20 protein-coding genes are annotated in these 18219 nt (G+C 34.5%); 12 read left to right on the plus strand and 8 right to left on the minus strand.

Going from position 1 to position 18219, the window contains the following annotated elements; translation table 11 throughout:
* From AC6CHR_RS15775 to AC6CHR_RS15785, 3 genes are all read left to right on the plus strand, one after another.
* A complete protein-coding gene (locus AC6CHR_RS15775) occupies positions 1-2982 on the plus strand; it encodes an ATP-binding protein (RefSeq protein WP_498249956.1) in 2982 nt (993 codons plus the stop codon).
* A gap of 352 nt (positions 2983-3334) precedes the next feature.
* Positions 3335-4279, plus strand: a complete 945-nt coding sequence (gene yhaM / locus AC6CHR_RS15780) for a 3'-5' exoribonuclease YhaM (protein ID WP_498249957.1) — start codon at positions 3335-3337, stop codon at positions 4277-4279.
* Between the two features lie 154 nt (positions 4280-4433).
* Entirely contained in the window at positions 4434-4649 is a 216-nt protein-coding gene (locus AC6CHR_RS15785; RefSeq protein ID WP_498249958.1) for a sporulation YhaL family protein, read from the plus strand.
* Between the two features lie 184 nt (positions 4650-4833).
* On the opposite strand, the gene AC6CHR_RS15790 is transcribed toward AC6CHR_RS15785, so the two are convergent.
* Entirely contained in the window at positions 4834-5703 is an 870-nt protein-coding gene (locus tag AC6CHR_RS15790; protein ID WP_498249959.1) for a peptidylprolyl isomerase, read from the minus strand.
* A 187-nt stretch (positions 5704-5890) separates the two neighbouring features.
* Between AC6CHR_RS15790 and AC6CHR_RS15795 the strand changes: the two genes are divergently transcribed.
* Both AC6CHR_RS15795 and AC6CHR_RS15800 read left to right on the plus strand, forming a co-directional pair.
* Positions 5891-5977: a YjcZ family sporulation protein gene (locus AC6CHR_RS15795; RefSeq protein WP_498250056.1), complete on the plus strand. Its 87-nt coding sequence runs from the start codon at positions 5891-5893 to the stop codon at positions 5975-5977.
* A gap of 107 nt (positions 5978-6084) precedes the next feature.
* Complete coding sequence (locus AC6CHR_RS15800) at positions 6085-6168, plus strand: YjcZ family sporulation protein (RefSeq protein WP_207979527.1); 84 nt, start codon at positions 6085-6087, stop codon at positions 6166-6168.
* A 181-nt stretch (positions 6169-6349) separates the two neighbouring features.
* Here the strand turns inward: AC6CHR_RS15800 and AC6CHR_RS15805 are convergent, their stop codons facing one another.
* Positions 6350-6529 carry a hypothetical protein gene (locus AC6CHR_RS15805; RefSeq protein ID WP_498249960.1) on the minus strand — a complete coding sequence of 60 codons (180 nt, stop codon included), beginning with the start codon at positions 6527-6529 and terminating at the stop codon, positions 6350-6352.
* 127 nt (positions 6530-6656) lie between these two features.
* Positions 6657-7136: a DUF3267 domain-containing protein gene (locus AC6CHR_RS15810; protein ID WP_498249961.1), complete on the minus strand. Its 480-nt coding sequence runs from the start codon at positions 7134-7136 to the stop codon at positions 6657-6659.
* Positions 7137-7445: 309 nt separating this feature from the next.
* Between AC6CHR_RS15810 and AC6CHR_RS15815 the strand changes: the two genes are divergently transcribed.
* Positions 7446-7778: a DUF1878 family protein gene (locus AC6CHR_RS15815; protein ID WP_498249962.1), complete on the plus strand. Its 333-nt coding sequence runs from the start codon at positions 7446-7448 to the stop codon at positions 7776-7778.
* 15 nt (positions 7779-7793) lie between these two features.
* Here AC6CHR_RS15815 and AC6CHR_RS15820 read toward each other — a convergent pair whose 3' ends face one another.
* Both AC6CHR_RS15820 and AC6CHR_RS15825 read right to left on the minus strand, forming a co-directional pair.
* Positions 7794-8381, minus strand: coding sequence for an HTH-type transcriptional regulator Hpr (locus AC6CHR_RS15820; protein WP_498249963.1), 588 nt, complete (start codon positions 8379-8381; stop codon positions 7794-7796).
* Between the two features lie 378 nt (positions 8382-8759).
* Positions 8760-9113, minus strand: a complete 354-nt coding sequence (locus AC6CHR_RS15825) for a YtxH domain-containing protein (protein ID WP_498249964.1) — start codon at positions 9111-9113, stop codon at positions 8760-8762.
* Between the two features lie 286 nt (positions 9114-9399).
* On the opposite strand from AC6CHR_RS15825, the gene yhzF reads away from it, so the two are divergent.
* Entirely contained in the window at positions 9400-9594 is a 195-nt protein-coding gene (yhzF, locus tag AC6CHR_RS15830) for a membrane protein YhzF (protein ID WP_498249965.1), read from the plus strand.
* Between the two features lie 70 nt (positions 9595-9664).
* On the opposite strand, the gene AC6CHR_RS15835 is transcribed toward yhzF, so the two are convergent.
* From AC6CHR_RS15835 to AC6CHR_RS15845, 3 genes are all read right to left on the minus strand, one after another.
* Entirely contained in the window at positions 9665-10189 is a 525-nt protein-coding gene (locus AC6CHR_RS15835; RefSeq protein ID WP_498249966.1) for a tryptophan transporter, read from the minus strand.
* A gap of 246 nt (positions 10190-10435) precedes the next feature.
* Positions 10436-11566 (minus strand): 3-phosphoserine/phosphohydroxythreonine transaminase, encoded by a 1131-nt coding sequence (gene serC / locus AC6CHR_RS15840; RefSeq protein ID WP_498249967.1) that lies wholly within the window; start codon positions 11564-11566, stop codon positions 10436-10438.
* A 236-nt stretch (positions 11567-11802) separates the two neighbouring features.
* On the minus strand, positions 11803-12222 hold the full coding sequence (locus tag AC6CHR_RS15845) for an HIT family protein (protein ID WP_498249968.1): 420 nt from the start codon (positions 12220-12222) through the stop codon (positions 11803-11805).
* Positions 12223-13437: 1215 nt separating this feature from the next.
* On the opposite strand from AC6CHR_RS15845, the gene AC6CHR_RS15850 reads away from it, so the two are divergent.
* From AC6CHR_RS15850 to AC6CHR_RS15870, 5 genes are all read left to right on the plus strand, one after another.
* Positions 13438-14184, plus strand: coding sequence for an ABC transporter ATP-binding protein (locus AC6CHR_RS15850; RefSeq protein ID WP_498249969.1), 747 nt, complete (start codon positions 13438-13440; stop codon positions 14182-14184).
* Positions 14171-15397 (plus strand): ABC transporter permease, encoded by a 1227-nt coding sequence (locus tag AC6CHR_RS15855; protein WP_498249970.1) that lies wholly within the window; start codon positions 14171-14173, stop codon positions 15395-15397. The genes AC6CHR_RS15850 and AC6CHR_RS15855 overlap by 14 nt, the downstream gene beginning before the upstream one ends.
* A 22-nt stretch (positions 15398-15419) precedes the next feature.
* Positions 15420-16115, plus strand: a complete 696-nt coding sequence (locus AC6CHR_RS15860; protein ID WP_498250057.1) for an EcsC family protein — start codon at positions 15420-15422, stop codon at positions 16113-16115.
* A 394-nt stretch (positions 16116-16509) separates the two neighbouring features.
* Positions 16510-17199 (plus strand): response regulator transcription factor, encoded by a 690-nt coding sequence (locus tag AC6CHR_RS15865; protein WP_498249971.1) that lies wholly within the window; start codon positions 16510-16512, stop codon positions 17197-17199.
* Positions 17196-18200 carry a sensor histidine kinase gene (locus AC6CHR_RS15870; protein ID WP_498249972.1) on the plus strand — a complete coding sequence of 335 codons (1005 nt, stop codon included), beginning with the start codon at positions 17196-17198 and terminating at the stop codon, positions 18198-18200. The genes AC6CHR_RS15865 and AC6CHR_RS15870 overlap by 4 nt, the downstream gene beginning before the upstream one ends.
* The last annotated feature ends 19 nt before the right edge of the window (positions 18201-18219 follow it).

Here is an 18219-nt window from a genome sequence, read left to right on the forward strand (position 1 = left end):
ATGAAGATAGAAAAACTGATGATTTATGGATACGGAAAGTTTGAACAGCAGGCAATCGAATTAACTGATTCAAAGCTACAGGTTATATATGGTGAAAATGAAGCAGGTAAATCAACGATTATGTCCTTTATTCATAGCATTATATTTGGCTTTCCCTCAAAGCAACAAACGGAAAATCGCTATCAACCTAAAAAAGGAACAGGTTATGGAGGTTATCTTATTCTTCGCACAGAGGATAATAAGATAATAAAGGTGGAGAGGCTCCCAGGAAAGGTAGGGGGTGAGGTAGTAATTGAAGTAGATGATACTGTTCAAGGAGTGGAATATTTACAAACCATCCTTAGTGGAATTGATCGGGATACATATCGCTCAATTTTCTCATTTGATATCCATGGTCTTCAACAAATTCAAAAAATGAACTCTGATCAAATTGGAAAATTTTTATTTCTATCTAGTATTTATGGTGCTGATGCTCTTTTTACAATTGAAAATACACTTATAAAACAGCAGGAATCACTCTTTAAGCCTAGTGGGAAAAGACCAATTATAAATGAGGCACTTTTTAAATTAAAGGAGAGCAATGGGAAACTAGTTGATGCTAAACGGAAAAACAACGAGTATCAATTACTACTAAACATGCGTACGGACCTTGAAAAACAGCTTTCCTCATTCACATTTTCAAAAAAGGAATATTATGCAAAACAAAGAGAACTTGAAAAGATTCAATCGGTATTACCACTCGTACGTGAACAGAATTGGTGTTTAGAGCAATTGAAGCTTCTTCCAGATACATCAAGCTTTCCTGAGGACGGTTTAAAACAACTGGACCAATTAATTGTTACTCTTCAACCACATGAGGCACAACTTCATTCACTGAATAGTAAGCATCACCAAGACCAGTTAGAAGAAGAGGAATTAGTAGTTAATCAAGATGTCCTTCAGCTCTTTCCTTCTATCCAAACTCTTAGAGAGCAGCTGCCTTTATATAAGGAGAAACAGAATCGCCGCAATCAAAAGGAACAGAGGGTCGAACAGCTATACCAGGAAGTAGCAATCTTTAAACAACGATTACTTCCTCACTTAACTGATGAGGAAATTAGCATAATTCCTGCAACTATTCCAATGAAAGAATCAATAAAGAAAGTCTTATCAGAAGATCAACATTTAAAACAACGCAAGAAAATGTTAGATGATCAATTCGATCAAATCAAAAATTTAGTAGAAGAAACGGAATTGAAAATTTCTGTTTTGAATAGTGATCAATTGTCAGATCATGTAAGGAACTCATTAGAAGATGAAATCGCGAATAGAGAAGCGTTAAATCCAACTCTTCAAAAAGCTGAGTATCAGAAGAATGTAACAGAAATTCAAAGTAGAAGAAAAGAACATAAACAAGAGAAAAAACAACGGAGCCTTTTATTTGGAGGGATCGCACTTTTTCTTCTAAGCGGATCAGGTTGGTTTTTTGTTGAACAAAATTGGCTGTTTGTGTTTTTGTTATTCATCGGCTTCGTTCTCGCTCTTCTACAGATCAAACGTGTGCTAACGGTAGAAGACCCCCTTATCGTTCATTTATCGAGTAAAATCGAGACGCTTGAGAAAGATATAGCATCATTGGAGGCAAATGGATCAGATTACCGATCATTGCCTGAGCTCATGCTCCAACTTGAAAAGGACAATAAAACGAAGCAAGCACTACACCATGAACAACTTCTAAATAAGCAACATGAACGGACATATGATAGGATTCTTAAGCTTTATGAAGAATGGGAAGATGATCAATTCCGAAGTAAAGAAGAGACAGTTCGTCTGGCTAAACTTCTACAGGTAGAACAGCAATCATCACCAGAAGCATTATTAGAAGCATATGAATTAATTCAGCATATTCAACAACTTATCTTAAAAAGACAACAGGAATTAAATGAGCTTCAGGTTATCGAACAAGAACAATATCAGTATGAAAAAGTAGTAAACCAAGCAATGGTTGCCTGTACGCTTAAACTAGATTCAATAGAGGAAGCGGTATATGAAATAAATAAACGATATAGCTTAGAAGTTGAGAAACATGATAGGTTACGGAAGGTAAAACAAAGAAAAAAGGAAACAGAAGAAACAATAAACGAATTAACCGATAACATACATTATTTGCAAAATAAGAAAAAACAACTATTGAATCAAGTTGGTGTAGAAAATGAAGAGGATTTCAGAAAGTATGCGAATCTCCACCAACAAAGGCAGGAACTATTGAAACAAAAAATGTGGGTTGAAAAACAATTGGCAACAGGAAATAGCTCTAATCTAGACGATTTGCATTTTGGAGAATACGAGGATATAGAGGAGCAATTAATTGAGCTTGAGAGAAAAGTAAAGCAAGTTGAAATCTGTGAACAGGAGTTACAACATGAGCTCTCTAGCGTAGTTGTAAAGATTCAGGATATTGAACAAAACGGAACTTATTCAAAACTTCTCCACGGTTTTGAAGCTGAAAAAACGGTTGTTAAGGAATTTGCTGAGCAATGGGTTGTAAAAGCTCTTGCAAAGGATTTATTAAATCAAACGGTTGAACGGTATCGTAAAGATAGACTGCCAGCTTTGTTAGCACATATAGAAAAATATTTTAATAAGCTGACATCAAATAAATATAAACGGGTATTTCTACCGGATGACAAGCAATCGTTTATTGTGGAACGAGAAGATGGGATCAATTTCTTTGCAGAAGAGTTAAGTCAAGCAACAGCAGAGCAGCTTTATTTATCGATTCGTTTAGCGCTTGTTAAAACGATCAATGAACAAGTGAATTTACCGATAATTATTGATGATAGCTTTGTCCACTTTGATCATCAACGAACTGCAAATATGTTGCAGGTATTACAGGAGTTAAAGCAAGAAAATCAAGTTATTTACTTTACTTGCCATGAGCATATTGCAAGGAAATTCCAAGTTGAAAATCTAGTTAATTTGTCTGAGTTGTATGTTAGATAGAATGAATAATTTATATGAGGGATTTTACAATACAAGGGAGAAAACGAGACGATTACAGAGTTTGGATCTATGTCTTTTTTTCTGGAACTATTCGGACAACCTCTTAAACAGAAGTACTTAGAATTATGCTATACTTAACTTTACAAAAGGAAGCTTGGCGTATTTAGCTAAACGTTGAAACGCTATTTTCAAAAAAGTGTTGCTACTTAAATTTCTCTAAAGAGATTTATTTTTGGGGGAGGATTCGGCTGGATAAGACGTTTAATATCTCATCAACTTCTTCAATAGCAACACATTTTTTAACATGATAATTTTAAAGATAGAACCTTTATAATTGAGAGGAGCTACGTTAATGGCTAAAGGAATACTTCATTATGATGTTGGAGAACAAGTAGATGTCCATTTACTAATTAAATCTTCTACTAAAGGAATTGCAAGTAACGGAAAGGCATTTTTAACATTAATATTACAGGATACTTCAGGAGAAATTGAAGCAAAGTTGTGGGATGCTTCACAGGATGATGAAGGAACCTATGCACCACAAAATATAGTGAAGGTCTTTGGAGATATCCATCATTATCGTGGGCGGAATCAGTTGAAAATTAGGAATATACGTCCTAAACATGATGAAGAAATGGTTGATATAGCTGATTTTCTTGAAACAGCACCAATTGCTAAAGATGTCATGAATGAAAAGATCACTCAATATATATTTGATATGAAAAATCCAAATATTCAACGCTTGACTAGATATTTGTTGAAAAAACATGGGGCTGCTTTTATTGAGTATCCGGCAGCCACCAAAAATCATCATGAATTTGTCTCAGGACTTGCTTACCATGTGGTATCAATGCTTGATCTAGCAAAATCTATTGCGAATTTATATCCAACTCTAGATACAGACTTGCTTTACTCTGGTGTGATTCTTCATGATTTAGGAAAGGTAATTGAGTTGTCAGGCCCAATTAGTACAACTTACACCGTTGAAGGGAATCTGATCGGTCATATATCTATTATGGTAAACGAAATAGCGAAGGCTGCAGAACACTTGCAAATTGAAGGCGAAGAAGTCGTCGTACTTCAGCATTTAGTACTTAGTCATCATGGTAAAGCAGAATGGGGAAGTCCAAAGCCACCAATGATAAAAGAGGCAGAAATTCTCCATTATATTGATAATCTTGATGCGAAAATGAATATGCTTGATCGTGCGTTGGATCGTGTAAAACCAGGAGACTTTACAGAGCGTGTATTTGCTCTTGATAATCGCTCTTTTTATAAACCAACATTCCATGAATGAGTCAATGCAAGAAAAAGCGTTAAACCGTTAAGCGATCACATATAAAAGCTATACATTGGTACACGTATATTAAAAGTCTGGAATATAATCGAGTCCCTCCACATAAGTTACTGTAAATAGACTTATGTACAAGTTATAAAAGGGGGAAAATTAAATGCTTTTATTACCATGGTGGATCTATATATGTGTTATCGGAATTCTTGTAAGTGGATATATGGCCTTCAAAACATCTCGAGAAGACAAAATTGTTGATGAAGAGTTTATTGAGAAGGAAGGACAAGTATTTATTGATCGTATTGAGCAGGAGAGACAAATGAAACGAGAAAAAATGGAACAACAAGAAATTCAAAATGATCAATCAGCAAGTTAATTGAATCTAACCTAGGGAAATTCCTTATCAATATACAGAAATAGATCTTATGTAAAATAAGAAAGCCAACTCGTTATCTAAAAGAGTTGGCTTTCTTGGTGTTATAGGAAATAATAACATTCTTGTACAGCTGTATCCTGAGCGTGTGTCCTTGTTGAGGCTGATCAAGGTGCTTTTGTAACTTTTATTTATCTTCTGTCTTTTGTTCTTTTTCGTCGGTCCCAGACTCGTTAAACAGGTCTTTTAAGTCGTTGTCCTTCACCTCAACATTTGCCTCTTTAATGGCCTTGTCCAAAGCATTTTGAATTGTGTCAGGCTGCTGGAGTTTTTGATTGCGGATTTCATCTTTTAAGGATTCCTTCATCTCATCAAAAGGTTTGACCGTATTTGTCACTTTAATAATGTGGTATCCAAAATCAGTTTTAACAGGATCACTAACTTCACCTTCTTTTAGTTTGAAGGCAGCATCTTGAAATTCCTGAACCATTGCCCCCTCACCAAACCAACCTAAATCTCCTCCACTTTGAGCAGAACCATCTGTCGAATATTCCTTTGCTAGATCATCGAACTTTTCTCCAGCATCTAGTTTATCCTTTACTGTTTTTGCAGTGGTTTCGTCTGCAACCAAAATATGACTAACACGGATTTTATCTTCTAATGACTCATAATATTCTTTTAATTCATCATTAGTTACGGTCACTTCTTTTTCAGCAGCTTTTTTCCTTAATAAGTCTACCTTAAGAATTTGCTTAACAACGTCCTCACCTTGCATTTCAACCATGCTCGTGAATTGGTCACCCATTTGAGTTTTATATTTATCAAACTCAGCTTGCACTTCCTTATCGGACACTTCATACTTCTCATTTAGAATTTTTTCATGAACTAGTTCTGTAAGAACGTCTTCACCGAAACGGTCCTTCAAGGCTTCGTAAAATTCATCTTTAGTAATGTTGCCAGCTTTCGTTTCGACAACATCCTCGGAATTAGCGTTGTTGCAAGCATTTAAAATAAAAAGACTTGCTGCAGTAACTAGTACAAGGACTACTTTCTTCATCTTGTCATACAACTCCTAATTATGATATTTAGAAAATTTTTCATATCCAATACTATATCATAATGTTAGAAATTCAAAAAATCCTGGAGAAATAGAAGTGATTTCAAGATAAAAACTAGGCTAACGTCCAATCACAAACGTACAAATGACCATAGGATACTTTGAAAAGATAAGGAGGTAATAGATTATGAGTGAAGGATTTTCTAACAACTTTGCGTTACTTGTCGTATTGTTTATTTTGTTAATTATTATTGGAGCAGCTTATCTTTGCTAAGTTAACAAGTCTTATTGACATTGTAGAAACAAAAAATAAGCAAGAGCCTACTCGAAAATAGGCAAAAGAGCATAGAATATCGTATCAAATGTAAAGGAGGTGTACTAATGGGCGGAGCATACTCAGGTGGATTTGCATTAATCGTTGTATTGTTCATCTTGTTAATTATTGTTGGTGCAGCATGGTTATAGTTTAGGAATTGAAAGCGCCTAGATTTACCTCGAAAGGTTAGGGATACTCATAAAGGGTGTTTATTTATTTTTTGAGTGCTAGACCTATAATGAGCTAGGCGCTTTTTCTATCTAGTCAAAAAAATAGCAGGTAGGGAAAGCCCTAGCTGCTGGCAACTAAAAAATAGTTGTTCTTATTCATTTACGTAAATGAGATTTCTATGTATGAAGAAATTAGTAAGATTGTGATAAGAACATTTATCGTTCTAAAAACCTTTGTTTGACGGTCTTCAGGAATCTCACGTACTAAGCATAGAGCATTTGTAAGCTTGTTTATATAAAACAAGATAAAGACTGCAAACAAAATGAAGAAAATTATCATTCGAGATCCCCCTTTCCTCATTATACATATAAGATTACCAAACTATTTATGAAAAAGATAGCATTGACATCTCACAATTTGTAATCAATGTGAGAAAATGACAAGCTAAGAAAACTCATCATTTCAGTCAGAATGACTCTTTTTGAATAAGTACCTCATAACCATCTTCATATTCTTCGATATAAGACATCTTTGGAGCTGTTAGTAAATGTTTAAGGAAAATAAAGTCGCGTACACATAGTCCGATGTTTAAGGCCATGGCAATGCAGAAATAATGCATATAAGCAGGGTATTGGATACTTCCAAATATTATAATAGAAGTGATGATCACGAATGGTACCAGAAGCGATACAATCATATTTACCCTAGAAATACTTCGGCATGCTTTTATTTGAAAAGTAGGAAGCCAGAAAAATTGTTTTAATTTTAGTGAAACCCGGCAGCCACTTAGTAGAATAGGGAGAGCATGTAATAACTTATGAATTGGATTTATGCTAATTAATAACAGGACAAACATTAAAAAATGTCCGTCTTTAAGATGAACATTCGGAAAAAGTAAATTAATAAATAAATAGGATAAAATAAAGACAAAAACCATAGTAATCATCGATAAAAAAAGGATTCTATGTTGACCTACGTCTTTAGTTAGGTTTATGGTTTTCCAACAGTTCATTTTTATCACCGTCCAAACTAGTGTCAAAACTTAATTACTACCATACTTTACGACGGTGTGTTAAAAATTGCAATATGAAATATTAATTGTAAGCGTTTAATTTAAAAAGAATCGAAAAAGGTAATGATCGAACCTTGAATTCTCTCATTCTAGTATAAAACATTTGACTCACTAAGCTTTTCTTACTAAAGGAAATACTATACAATAAAGGTCAATAATGTGTGCGTAGAAAGAAGGGACAGGATGGACTCTTTAGAAAAACGTTTGGATACATTAGAGTATTATCAAACGTTATTATTGCAAATGATCGAGCCTGATCGTTTACCTTTTTATCGTTTAGTGATAGAGAAGGGATTAACGAAAGGGGAGGTTGAAGAGATATATACATTATGTAACGAGCTAAGTGATCTTCATGAAGAGCAAATAGCGCAAGGATTAGTGATTTACACAAATCTCCTTACGCAGTTTGCAGGTCAGTTAAATGCAAAGCTAGAAATTGTTGAAACAGTTCAGGCTTTGTTAAAACAAGGATTGTATCGCCCTCTGATGGAAGACTTTATGGTATTAATAAAATAATCATTTCATAAGTCTTCAGCTTGAGGGTAATAGTTCAGAATTTGGAGACTTTTTTGTCAGAGTTCCGTTATCCTCATAAAGTGAATCTTCAATGCTATTAAAGGACCTCTCAAAAATTTCCATGAAATCATCGCCATAAATGTTTCGGATGATACACATCATCTCAATCATTTCAGGGAATTTACCATATAAATTTTGAAGTGGTAGAGCGCCTTTAAAGACTGAATTTTTGTCTGGATTAAAATCTTCCAAAAGCTGTGCTAAAATATCCTCACCCTGCTCAGTAAGCTTAATATAAGTATTACGCTTATCATTTGCCTTTTTAGAAAACTCTAAATATCCTCTTTCCTCAAGCTTTTTTGAAAAGTTAAACGCAGTTGAAACATGCATGACTCCGAATTTAGCAATCTCAGAAATGGAAGCTCCATTTAAATGATCAGCAATCCATAGAATATGATGCTCGTTGATGTTTAAATCATACGGCTTAATCCATTGTTGCCAATCCTTCTCAATTGTTTTCCACAATGCTTTACTCAGCTGCGCAACTCGTTGACTAAATAATAAGGCCTCTTTAATTGTATAATCCTTTTCATTATGTTTCATCACCGGTCACCCCTGCTCTTCCCAGAATGTATTATTATCTATTATGCCAATAAAATAAAGATTAATAAAGATATAAATTCACGAAATTTTTAAATATTTCTAAAATTCCTTATATATCAACAGTTTTTAATGTGAAAAAAGTGCGAAGGCAACGTTGCCTTCGCACTTTTACTTAAAAACAAACACATTAGGCTCTTTTCTAAAAGCTTGTTTCTCTAAGACTAATAAAAATTGACTTTTGGTTTTTTAATGTTGTATTGAAGCTATTTTCAAATAGAATGATAATGTAGTAAAACGAGCAAGACCACAAGTTTAAAATTCATAATAGGCTAGTTGCGATAAATAACGAAATTTTCGAAAGTAGCCAAACATTATGTTTCATTGTAGTGTTTGTTCAAGTTGCTTAATTTTCCTTTCTACTTCCTCAATTTCCTTTTGTAGATGATTCTTATGTGGTTCGATATCTTGTTGGAATTGACTAATTGATCTTTTTAGATCGGTAGATACATCTTTTACAATCTCTTTTCCTTCTTTAGCTGTTAATACCAATTGATTCTTTAAGGACATACTTTCGGATTTTAGCTTATGTAAAGTCTCTTCAAGTTGCTCACGGTTCAATTGCAATTGCCCGCGTAGATCTCTTCCGGAGCTAGGAGCAACTAATAAAGTTGTAATACCACCGACTAGGCCACCAATTAGTAACCCACAGAACATTGCTTTGTTTTTTGACATATTCATCACTCCAATTATTGTAAGGTATATGGTTAATTTTCTACATTCAACGAAAATATTCCTTCTTCTCAAGTTACCCAAAGTAGCTTTCATTAAACATTATACATAGATAAATACATGTTCGCATAACTATTTATATAGGCTTAAAGGTTTGTTTTTTAAGGATCGGTAAGCAAAACTTATGGACATGTAGGTAGTGAATTTTTTCTTGCTACAATTGGAAAAAAGACGATAATCTTTTTTTAAAAAAGGAAATGTCTGTTAGTAAATGGTAAGGGGGATGAGTATGTCAGGAGTTATCTTTTTATTTTTTGTGATAAGTTTATTACTTTTTATAGGAGCGTTTCATTATTTTAGACTATTACAGCAGTCAACATCTTATCCACCTAAAAAGCTAGTAAAGCAAAAGGTTTTGGTACTAGCTTCAGTTGGTGCTGGGTCATTGTGTATTGGGCTCATTTTATTGTACTTTAAAGGGTAGCCAATTAAAGGTCTGTATTAGGCAATATAAAACCCGATCTAATTTAGATCGGGTAAGTACATTGATAATGCTAAATGATGGTCACCAGTCTTGATCGTTTGAAAATTGCAATGACAATCGGAAGAATGAGGATCATGGCAGCACCATTAAAAATTGTGCCTGGTAGAACAACTGTTACGAACAATGCTGTAAAGGAAGCACCACCTGGTAAACCAACAATCATTAATGCAGTTGATAAGAAAATAGTCCCGGAGACGATTGTTCCAATAACTGTTAGTATGGTTGCAATGACAACATTTTGTGCAATTTTCTTTACCAGTAAGAATAGACCATAAAAGACGAATGCAGTTATCAACTTGTCAATGATATTAGGAATTTGCCCACCTGGAAACGATGTTGTTAAGGCTGATAAAATTCCGGTAACAATACTAAGTAATGTTACATTTTTTAAGCTAGGGAATAAAATAATTCCGATAAACATCATGACCAACATCATATCTGGTTTCATACCTAGATAAAATGGCGGCATGACCATATGAAGCACAGCCCCAATTGCGGCAAATAATGATAGTGAAACTAAAACTTTTGTATTCATTTCTCAGCTCTCCTCTTCTAAACTAGTAGCGTTTTTTCTCCCCAATAATGAACTAATTTCCTATTGCGAGAGAAGTTAGTGTTTATTATAACAGCTTGAATAAAATACGTACAGATTTTTCAGTCAATTGATAATTTGAAATTCCCCTGGAATTCAATATGTATTATTCTATTTTCATCCGTTACAAAGTTATAAAAAAACCCATTTCCAAGGAGAGGAAATGGGTTGTCCAAAATCGAATGATGATTATTTATGTTGGTTTTTAAAGTCGTTCATAAATGCTGCTAATGCAGAGCAAGCCTCTTTTGGAACTGCATTATAGGTAGAAGCTCGACAGCCACCAATTGAACGATGCCCAGCTAGACCAATGAATTGGCGTTCTTTTGCTTCTTGAAGGAATTTCTTTGTCAATTCCTCATTTGGTAAAGTGAAAGTTATGTTCATTAATGAACGGCTATCTTCAGTAGCATGGGCTTTATAGAATCCATCACTATTGTCAATGGCAGAATAGATGAAGCCAGCCTTTTCTTCATTTGTTTTTTGGATGCTTTTTACGCCACCCTGTTCCTTAACCCACTCCAGCACAAGAGAAAGCATGTAAATAGCGAATGTAGGTGGGGTATTGTATAAAGAATTATTTTTTGCGTGTGTTGAGTACTTAAGAATAGTTGGGACATTTGTACGAGCCGTCTCTAGGAAAGCTTTTTTAGCGATCACAACCGTCACACCAGATGGTCCAAGGTTTTTCTGAGCACCAGCATAAATAAGAGAAAATTTCTCAATATCAATTTCTTTACAAAGGATATCACTAGACATATCAGCGATTAAAGGAATTGGACTTGTTGGATATTCTGCCCATTGTGTACCGTATATTGTGTTGTTGGACGTAATATGTAAGTATGCGTCATTTTCAATGTCCTCTAAAGAATAATTTTGAGGGATATTAGTATAGTTAGAATCTTTACTTGAAGCTAATATTCTAGTCTCTCCAAAAGATTCAGCCTCTTTAATCGCTTTTTCAGACCAAGAACCTGACAGAATATAATGGGCTGTTTTGTTATCTTGAAGGAAATTCATCGGAATCATTGAAAATTGTAAACTTGCGCCACCTTGTAAAAATAATACTTCATACGTATCCGGTATGCCTAGAAGTTCTCTTAGTAGGGCATTAGCACGGTTGTGTACTTCTTCGTAATCTTTGCTGCGGTGACTTAGTTCCATAACAGACATGCCCGTATTTTGAAAATTCACTAGTTCCTTTTGTGCTTTTTCTAGCACTGGTAACGGTATAGCCGCAGGACCTGCATTAAAATTAAAAGCTCTCAAATGTATTGCCTCCTTGGTAAAGTTCGTTAAATAATACTCATATCCTAACATGAAAAGGCGTGGAAATATAGACTGAATATTTTCATCTTTGTGAATGATTATTTGGTAAGCGTTATCAGATAAAGGGAGGGGTTAATGGTAAGGTAATCGCGAATAGCTTTTCAAATAGGATATCAGGACAATGGTCGTTTGCGAGGTGAGTAACGATTAGGGTAGGAATTCACTAAGTTAAAAAAGAGCTAAAAAAACCAAAACTGGCAAAGCACAATTTTGGTTTTGTATGATGATCATATTCCGTTTTTAATGCTAGTAGCAATTTCTTGAAGTTGCTCAGCACTATACTCATCACTATGTGTTTTCCAAACAGCACCAAAACCGTCACCTTTTCCATATCTCGGGATAATGTGCATATGATAATGAAAAACAGATTGACCGGCTTTTTCTCCATTATTATTTAATAGGTTGAGACCAATTGGATTTAATTGACTTTTTATTGAATTAGCAATTTGTGGAATAACTTCAAATACCTTGCTTGCAATTTCAGGTGTCAAATCATATATATTCTCTTTATGTACTTTAGGAACGACTAAAGTATGTCCCTTTGTTACTTGACTAATATCAAGGAAGGCGAAAACATGCTCGTTTTCAAATACTTTCATACTTGGAATTTCTCCGTTAATAATCTTACAAAAAATGCAATCACTCATGACTTTCACACTTCTTTCATAAAAAAATTTATCTCCGCAACAATTTTCTACAGCATCTTTATAAACCGCATGGTAGTTTTAAGGAGTTATCCGTATTTTACCATAGATAATATGAAAAGAACAAAAGCGCAAGAGCCCGTTTAGCGACGTATGAACTGGAGCACTCTGAAATGAGATAAAGGAAACACGAAGAGCGCAAGTGATTCGATGTTGACTTATCTTATGGAAGAGGGTGAAGTTCACTAGTCGCTGGGCTCTGGAGCTGGATGAAGGACAAAAGCGCAAGAGCCCGTTTAGCGATGTATGAACTGGAGCACTCTGAAATGAGATAAAGGAAACACAATAAAAAAAGAACAGGGTTAATCGAATGATCACCCTGTTCCTGAAGAAGGGAAGTTATTTACTGATTTTTCGGGAATGTATCTTTGATAAGCACCTCATTTAACACTTATTTAAATGCTATCTGATGTGATAATCACCATTGTTCAAGACTACCATCTCCTTGTTAAGTGTATTTATATAAGACCCTTAACAATACTAGAAATGTCTTTGACAAACACCTCATTCATTAAAATGATGTTAAATGCGAGCTTCTACTACATTAAATAGCGGCCCGTAGACACCTCATTTCGAATGTGAGTTGTTATTTAACAAATGGATACAAAATTCCTTCCTTTTAGAGAAGATAATTATGTTTGATAAACACCTCATTTAACATTAATTTTACATGTTATGATTAGATGTTAATTTTCCATCGACCAAAACGACCATCCCCTAGTTAAGTGTTTTTATATAAGGCTTAACTAAAAAAAGATAACCTGTCTTTAACAAACACCTCATTTGCAAAATGATGTTAAATGCGAGCTTCTACCACAGTGAATAGCGGCCCGTAGACACCTCATTTCGAAATTGTGTTTAACATACAATGGTTTAAGAATAGTAACTCCCTTGAGAAAAATAGTTGTCTGGAACAAACACCTCATTAGTAAGGTTTTTTGTTTTGACACTATCCCTTCCTCACTAATTATCATGTCCAGCAAGGAGAGGTTTATGCGCAATTATTTAGTGAGATACTCATCATTAATGTCTCAACAAAAGCAAATTTAGATATCAGCCATTTCTGAAATATAGATAACGATACCATTATTATTGTTCAATTAAGCACTTCTGGATGTCCTGTGATAAGATAAAAAGAAAAAGGAGAACACCAAAAAAATGACGTTGTTAAAAGTAGATCACTTAACAGGTGGATATACGCGATATCCAGTATTAAAGGATATCTCTTTTGATGTAGATAAAGGGAAGATTGTTGGATTAATTGGGCTAAATGGTGCCGGAAAAAGTACGACAATTAAACATATTATTGGTTTAATGGAGGCTCATAAAGGCCAAATTTCAATTAATGGTACAACATTCGCTGATGACGCTGCTGCTTATCGTTCACAATTTAGCTTTATACCTGAAACACCAATACTTTATGATGAATTAACATTGTATGAACATCTAGAATTAACAGCAATGGCGTATGGATTAGATAAAGAAACATTTGAAATACGACTTCAGCCGCTATTAAAAGAATTTCGGATGGAAAAGAGATTAAAGTGGTTTCCAGCTCATTTCTCAAAAGGAATGAAGCAAAAGGTTATGATTATGTGTGCGTTTTTAATTGAACCTGCTTTATATATTATTGATGAACCATTTGTCGGTTTAGATCCACTTGCTATTAATTCACTTTTAGAAATGATGGAAAAGGTTAAAATGGAAGGTTCATCAATTCTTATGTCTACTCATATTCTCGCAACAGCTGAAAGATATTGTGATTCATTTATTATCTTACATAATGGAGAAATTAAAGCGTTGGGAACATTGGTACAGATACGGGAGAAGTTTGGGATGAAGGATGCAACACTTGATGATCTTTATATCCAGTTAACAAAGGAAGATCAAGATGAAAACCATTGATGAGATTTGGAAGACAAGAGTTAATCATCATATAAATGAAACAAGGTCTTACCTGAAGTATATGTTAAATGACCACCTTCTTTTCGTGTTTATTTTTTTAGCAGCAGGAGGTGCATTATCTTATCAAAAGTGGTTAGATACATTGTCTCCCGATTTCCCGGCAGTATTAATCATGACAGTAACCTTCTCATTAATCGTGATTACTTCTACTGTTAGAACTTTATTAAAACAGGCTGACATGGTTTTTTTGCTTCCAATGGAACATAAGCTAAAAAAATATTTTCAAAAGGCATTTTTGTATAGTTTGATTACCCAAAGCTTTATGATCATCGTTGTCCTAATATTGTTTACACCATTGTATTTTAAGGTCACGACTGCAAATGGGACAATCCTACTTATTAGTTTAATTTTTTTATTCGTTGTAAAATTTTGGAATTTACATGTGAGTTGGAAAATGGAGTACATAACAGATCCATCGGCAAAGTGGATTGATCTGATCGTTCGATTAGCGATCAATTTTTCTGTCATCTTTTTTATCCTATCTGAGCAATATCTATTTGCATTAATCGTCTTTCTCATTATGACAGCCTATGCTTTATATTTCTCAAAGCTTGTCTTACCAAAAGCGGTTAAGTGGGATCAGTTAATCAATAAAGAAGATCAAAGAAAACAATCATTTTATAAAATGGCTAATATGTTCACAGATGTTCCAAAATTGAAGAAGATTGCTAAACGGAGAAAGTATCTTGATTGGATATTAAAACAAGTAAAGTACGATCAAGAAAATGTATACCAGTATTTATTTATCCGGGCATTCCTTCGCTCAGGAGACTATTTTGGCATTGTCCTAAGGCTAACGATTATCGGAAGTGTGTTGTTAATAGTTATCGATAATCAACTTATCGGAAACGTAGTAATTGCTGTCGCATTTACGTTTTTAACTGGAATACAAATAATGAGTTTATTTAAGCACTATGAATTATTAGAATTGCCAAATCTTTATCCACATGCAGAGAAAAAGAAGATGGACGGTTTTATAAAGGTAATCTTTAATGCGCTCATCTTTCAAGCGATTATTTTCTCGATCGTTACATTATGGACCTCAACCATTTATCAATTTATTGTTACCTTAATAATGGGTGCTTTGTTTGTGGGGTTATTCGTTCTTGTTTATATGAAGAATCGATTAAAGAAGAGTGAAAAGGGTGTATAATCATTTGACTTACGAAACTGAAATGGCTGAAGAGGCAAGGCGTTGGAAACAAAAGGTTTTGAGAAGACCATCATTATTAGAACGTACATCTAAAAAGGCACAGGTTCGTATCAATCAGTTTATCCCTGAAAAGGTACATCTGACAATCACAGAAAGTATTAAAAAAATGGTTCAGGCTACATTAGTTGGATCTAACTTAACAACACTGCCTAAAAAAATAGAAGATCTAACTTTTCTAGAACGAGAACAGTTAGTAAAAAAATCAATTGAAACATACAAAAAGACTGCTGCTGTCGAAGGAGCCTCAACTGGAGCGGGAGGATTTTTTCTTGCACTAGCTGACTTTCCTCTGTTTTTGAGCATTAAAATGAAATTTTTATTTGAAGTTTCCAGTATTTATGGATACAGTACGAAGGAATACGAGGAAAGACTATTCCTTTTATACGTTTTTCAGCTAGCATTTTCAGGTGAAACACATAAAGCAGAACTCCTTGAGTTAGTCGAGCATTGGGAGACCAAAAAACATGAAGTAAAGGATCTAGATTGGCGAGTATTTCAGCAAGAGTATCGAGATTATATAGACATCGTGAAGCTTATGCAAATCCTCCCTGGAATTGGGGCAGTTGTCGGCGGGGTTGCTAACTATCATCTTGTTCAACAACTTGGAGATTGTGCAATGAATTGTTATCGGTTACGGATTTTTTCAAAGCCTATTTAATTTCAAAAGCAGGTACCCTGTATAATTTTATACATAGGTACTTGCTTTTTTTGCTTGTTGAAGGTGAGTGGTGATGTCTAATCCGGTGTCGAAGTTTTTCAAATGATAGATTTTTACCAAAAGTTGATAGATTATGAAGTTCAAGTAGATAAATATGTACTCTTCGTCCTAAATTAGATTAGGAAAAGGACGTATATGAATAAAAGCATAATGTGTTGAACAAATGGTCATAAAGAAGTGTAAAATGACCTTTATCCTTCTGAAATTAAAGCTATTTCTGACGAACACGTCCATATAGGTGTTTATTGAACTCTAATAACTTTATAATGAAAGCATCTAATTAACTTGTACTCATAGTGAATGAACTCTGAAAAAAGGAAAAAGGAGAATCTTAATGCATACTATTTTAATTATTGAAGATGACCTAGATATTAGGGAGTTATTAAAAGAGCATTTTGAGAAATATAACTATATTGTACAAGTCATCACAGAGTTTTCTACTGTACTTGAACAGTTTCAAACTATACAGCCACATTTAGTATTGCTAGATGTTAATTTGCCAAAGTTCGATGGCTTTTTCTGGTGTAGGCAGATCCGAACAGTTTCGACTTGTCCGATTCTTTTTATTTCTGCACGTGCTGATAAAATGGATCAAATCATCGCCTTACAAAATGGAGCGGATGATTATATTACAAAGCCATTTTATCCCGAGGTTGTACTAGCTAAGGTCGAAAGTTTGTTGCGTCGTGCATACGGCGATTATGCTGCAACTGCCATCGTTCGAAAAGCAGGAAATTTAAATTTGAATTTGGACACACAGGATCTTTCTTACAATGGTACTACGACCGAACTTAGTTACAAGGAGACCATCTTACTTGGAATATTAATGGAGCATGAAAATCAAGTGATTAGTCGAGTTTTTCTACTTGATGCGTTATGGGATGATCACCGTTATGTCGGTGAAAATACGTTGAATGTCTATGTTACACGGCTCAGAAAAAGCCTTGAAGCATTAGGTCTTGAACAATCTATTGAGACGGTACGAGGAGTAGGGTACAGACTTAAGATAGGTGAGGAAAAATGAAACTCTTTTTTAAGGAACATCTAATGCTCATTGTGGTTAATCTTCTGCAGTTAGTTTTTTTACTTTCAATAATATGGTTGGATGGCTATAAAAAGGAGTCATTACTCATTTATATCTTATTACTAGGAATCGTATTATTAGGTCTTTTTCTAATCATTCGCTATTTACAGAATCGTTCCTACTACAAGCAGTTAGCTGACATCAAAACTGTAAAGGTGTTAGACGATAGTATCCAACTCAAAGGGCAATCACCTTTAGCTTTACAGACAGAACGATTGTTGCAGCAGCAATACCAACTCTATATGAACAAGGTTCATCAATTTGAATCTCATCAAAAACAACATGTATTATTTATGAATCAGTGGGTACATCAGATGAAAACACCACTTTCTGTAGCGAATCTTTATATAAAAGGACGACCAGATCCAATTTTTGCTGATCTACAAGAACAACTAGATCACTTGGAAAAAGGGCTAGATATGGTTTTATATATGTCCCGGCTTGAAAGCTTTGAATTGGATTTCTTTTTAGAACAAACAGATTTACTTGAACTAGTTAATGAAGTGCTCAGCAACCATCGACGTTTATTTATTAAGAATGAACTATATCCAGATGTTCATGCCGAGACAGGATTCATTACAATAACAGATAGGAAATGGCTGTCCTTTATCATTTCGCAAGTATTAACAAATGCTGTTCGCTACTCAAAAGGATCTAGTCAATTAGAAATTCGGATCTATAAACAAGACTATGTCTATGTTCTAGAAATAGAGGATCATGGTGTAGGCATAGTGCAACAGGATCTGCCAAGAATCTTTGATGCGCATTTTACTGGAGAAAATGGGCGGCTTTACAGTGAATCTACCGGGATGGGCCTTTATATGGCGAAAGAAGTTTGTAACCGTCTAAAGCATACAATCGAGGTGGAATCGACACATGGGTTAGGAACAACGATTCGGCTAACATTTGCTATACCAGATGGAAACCTTACATCGATGTAAGAAAACTGTAATGATAGCA

The organism is Metabacillus sp. GQ13, from assembly GCF_059758525.1.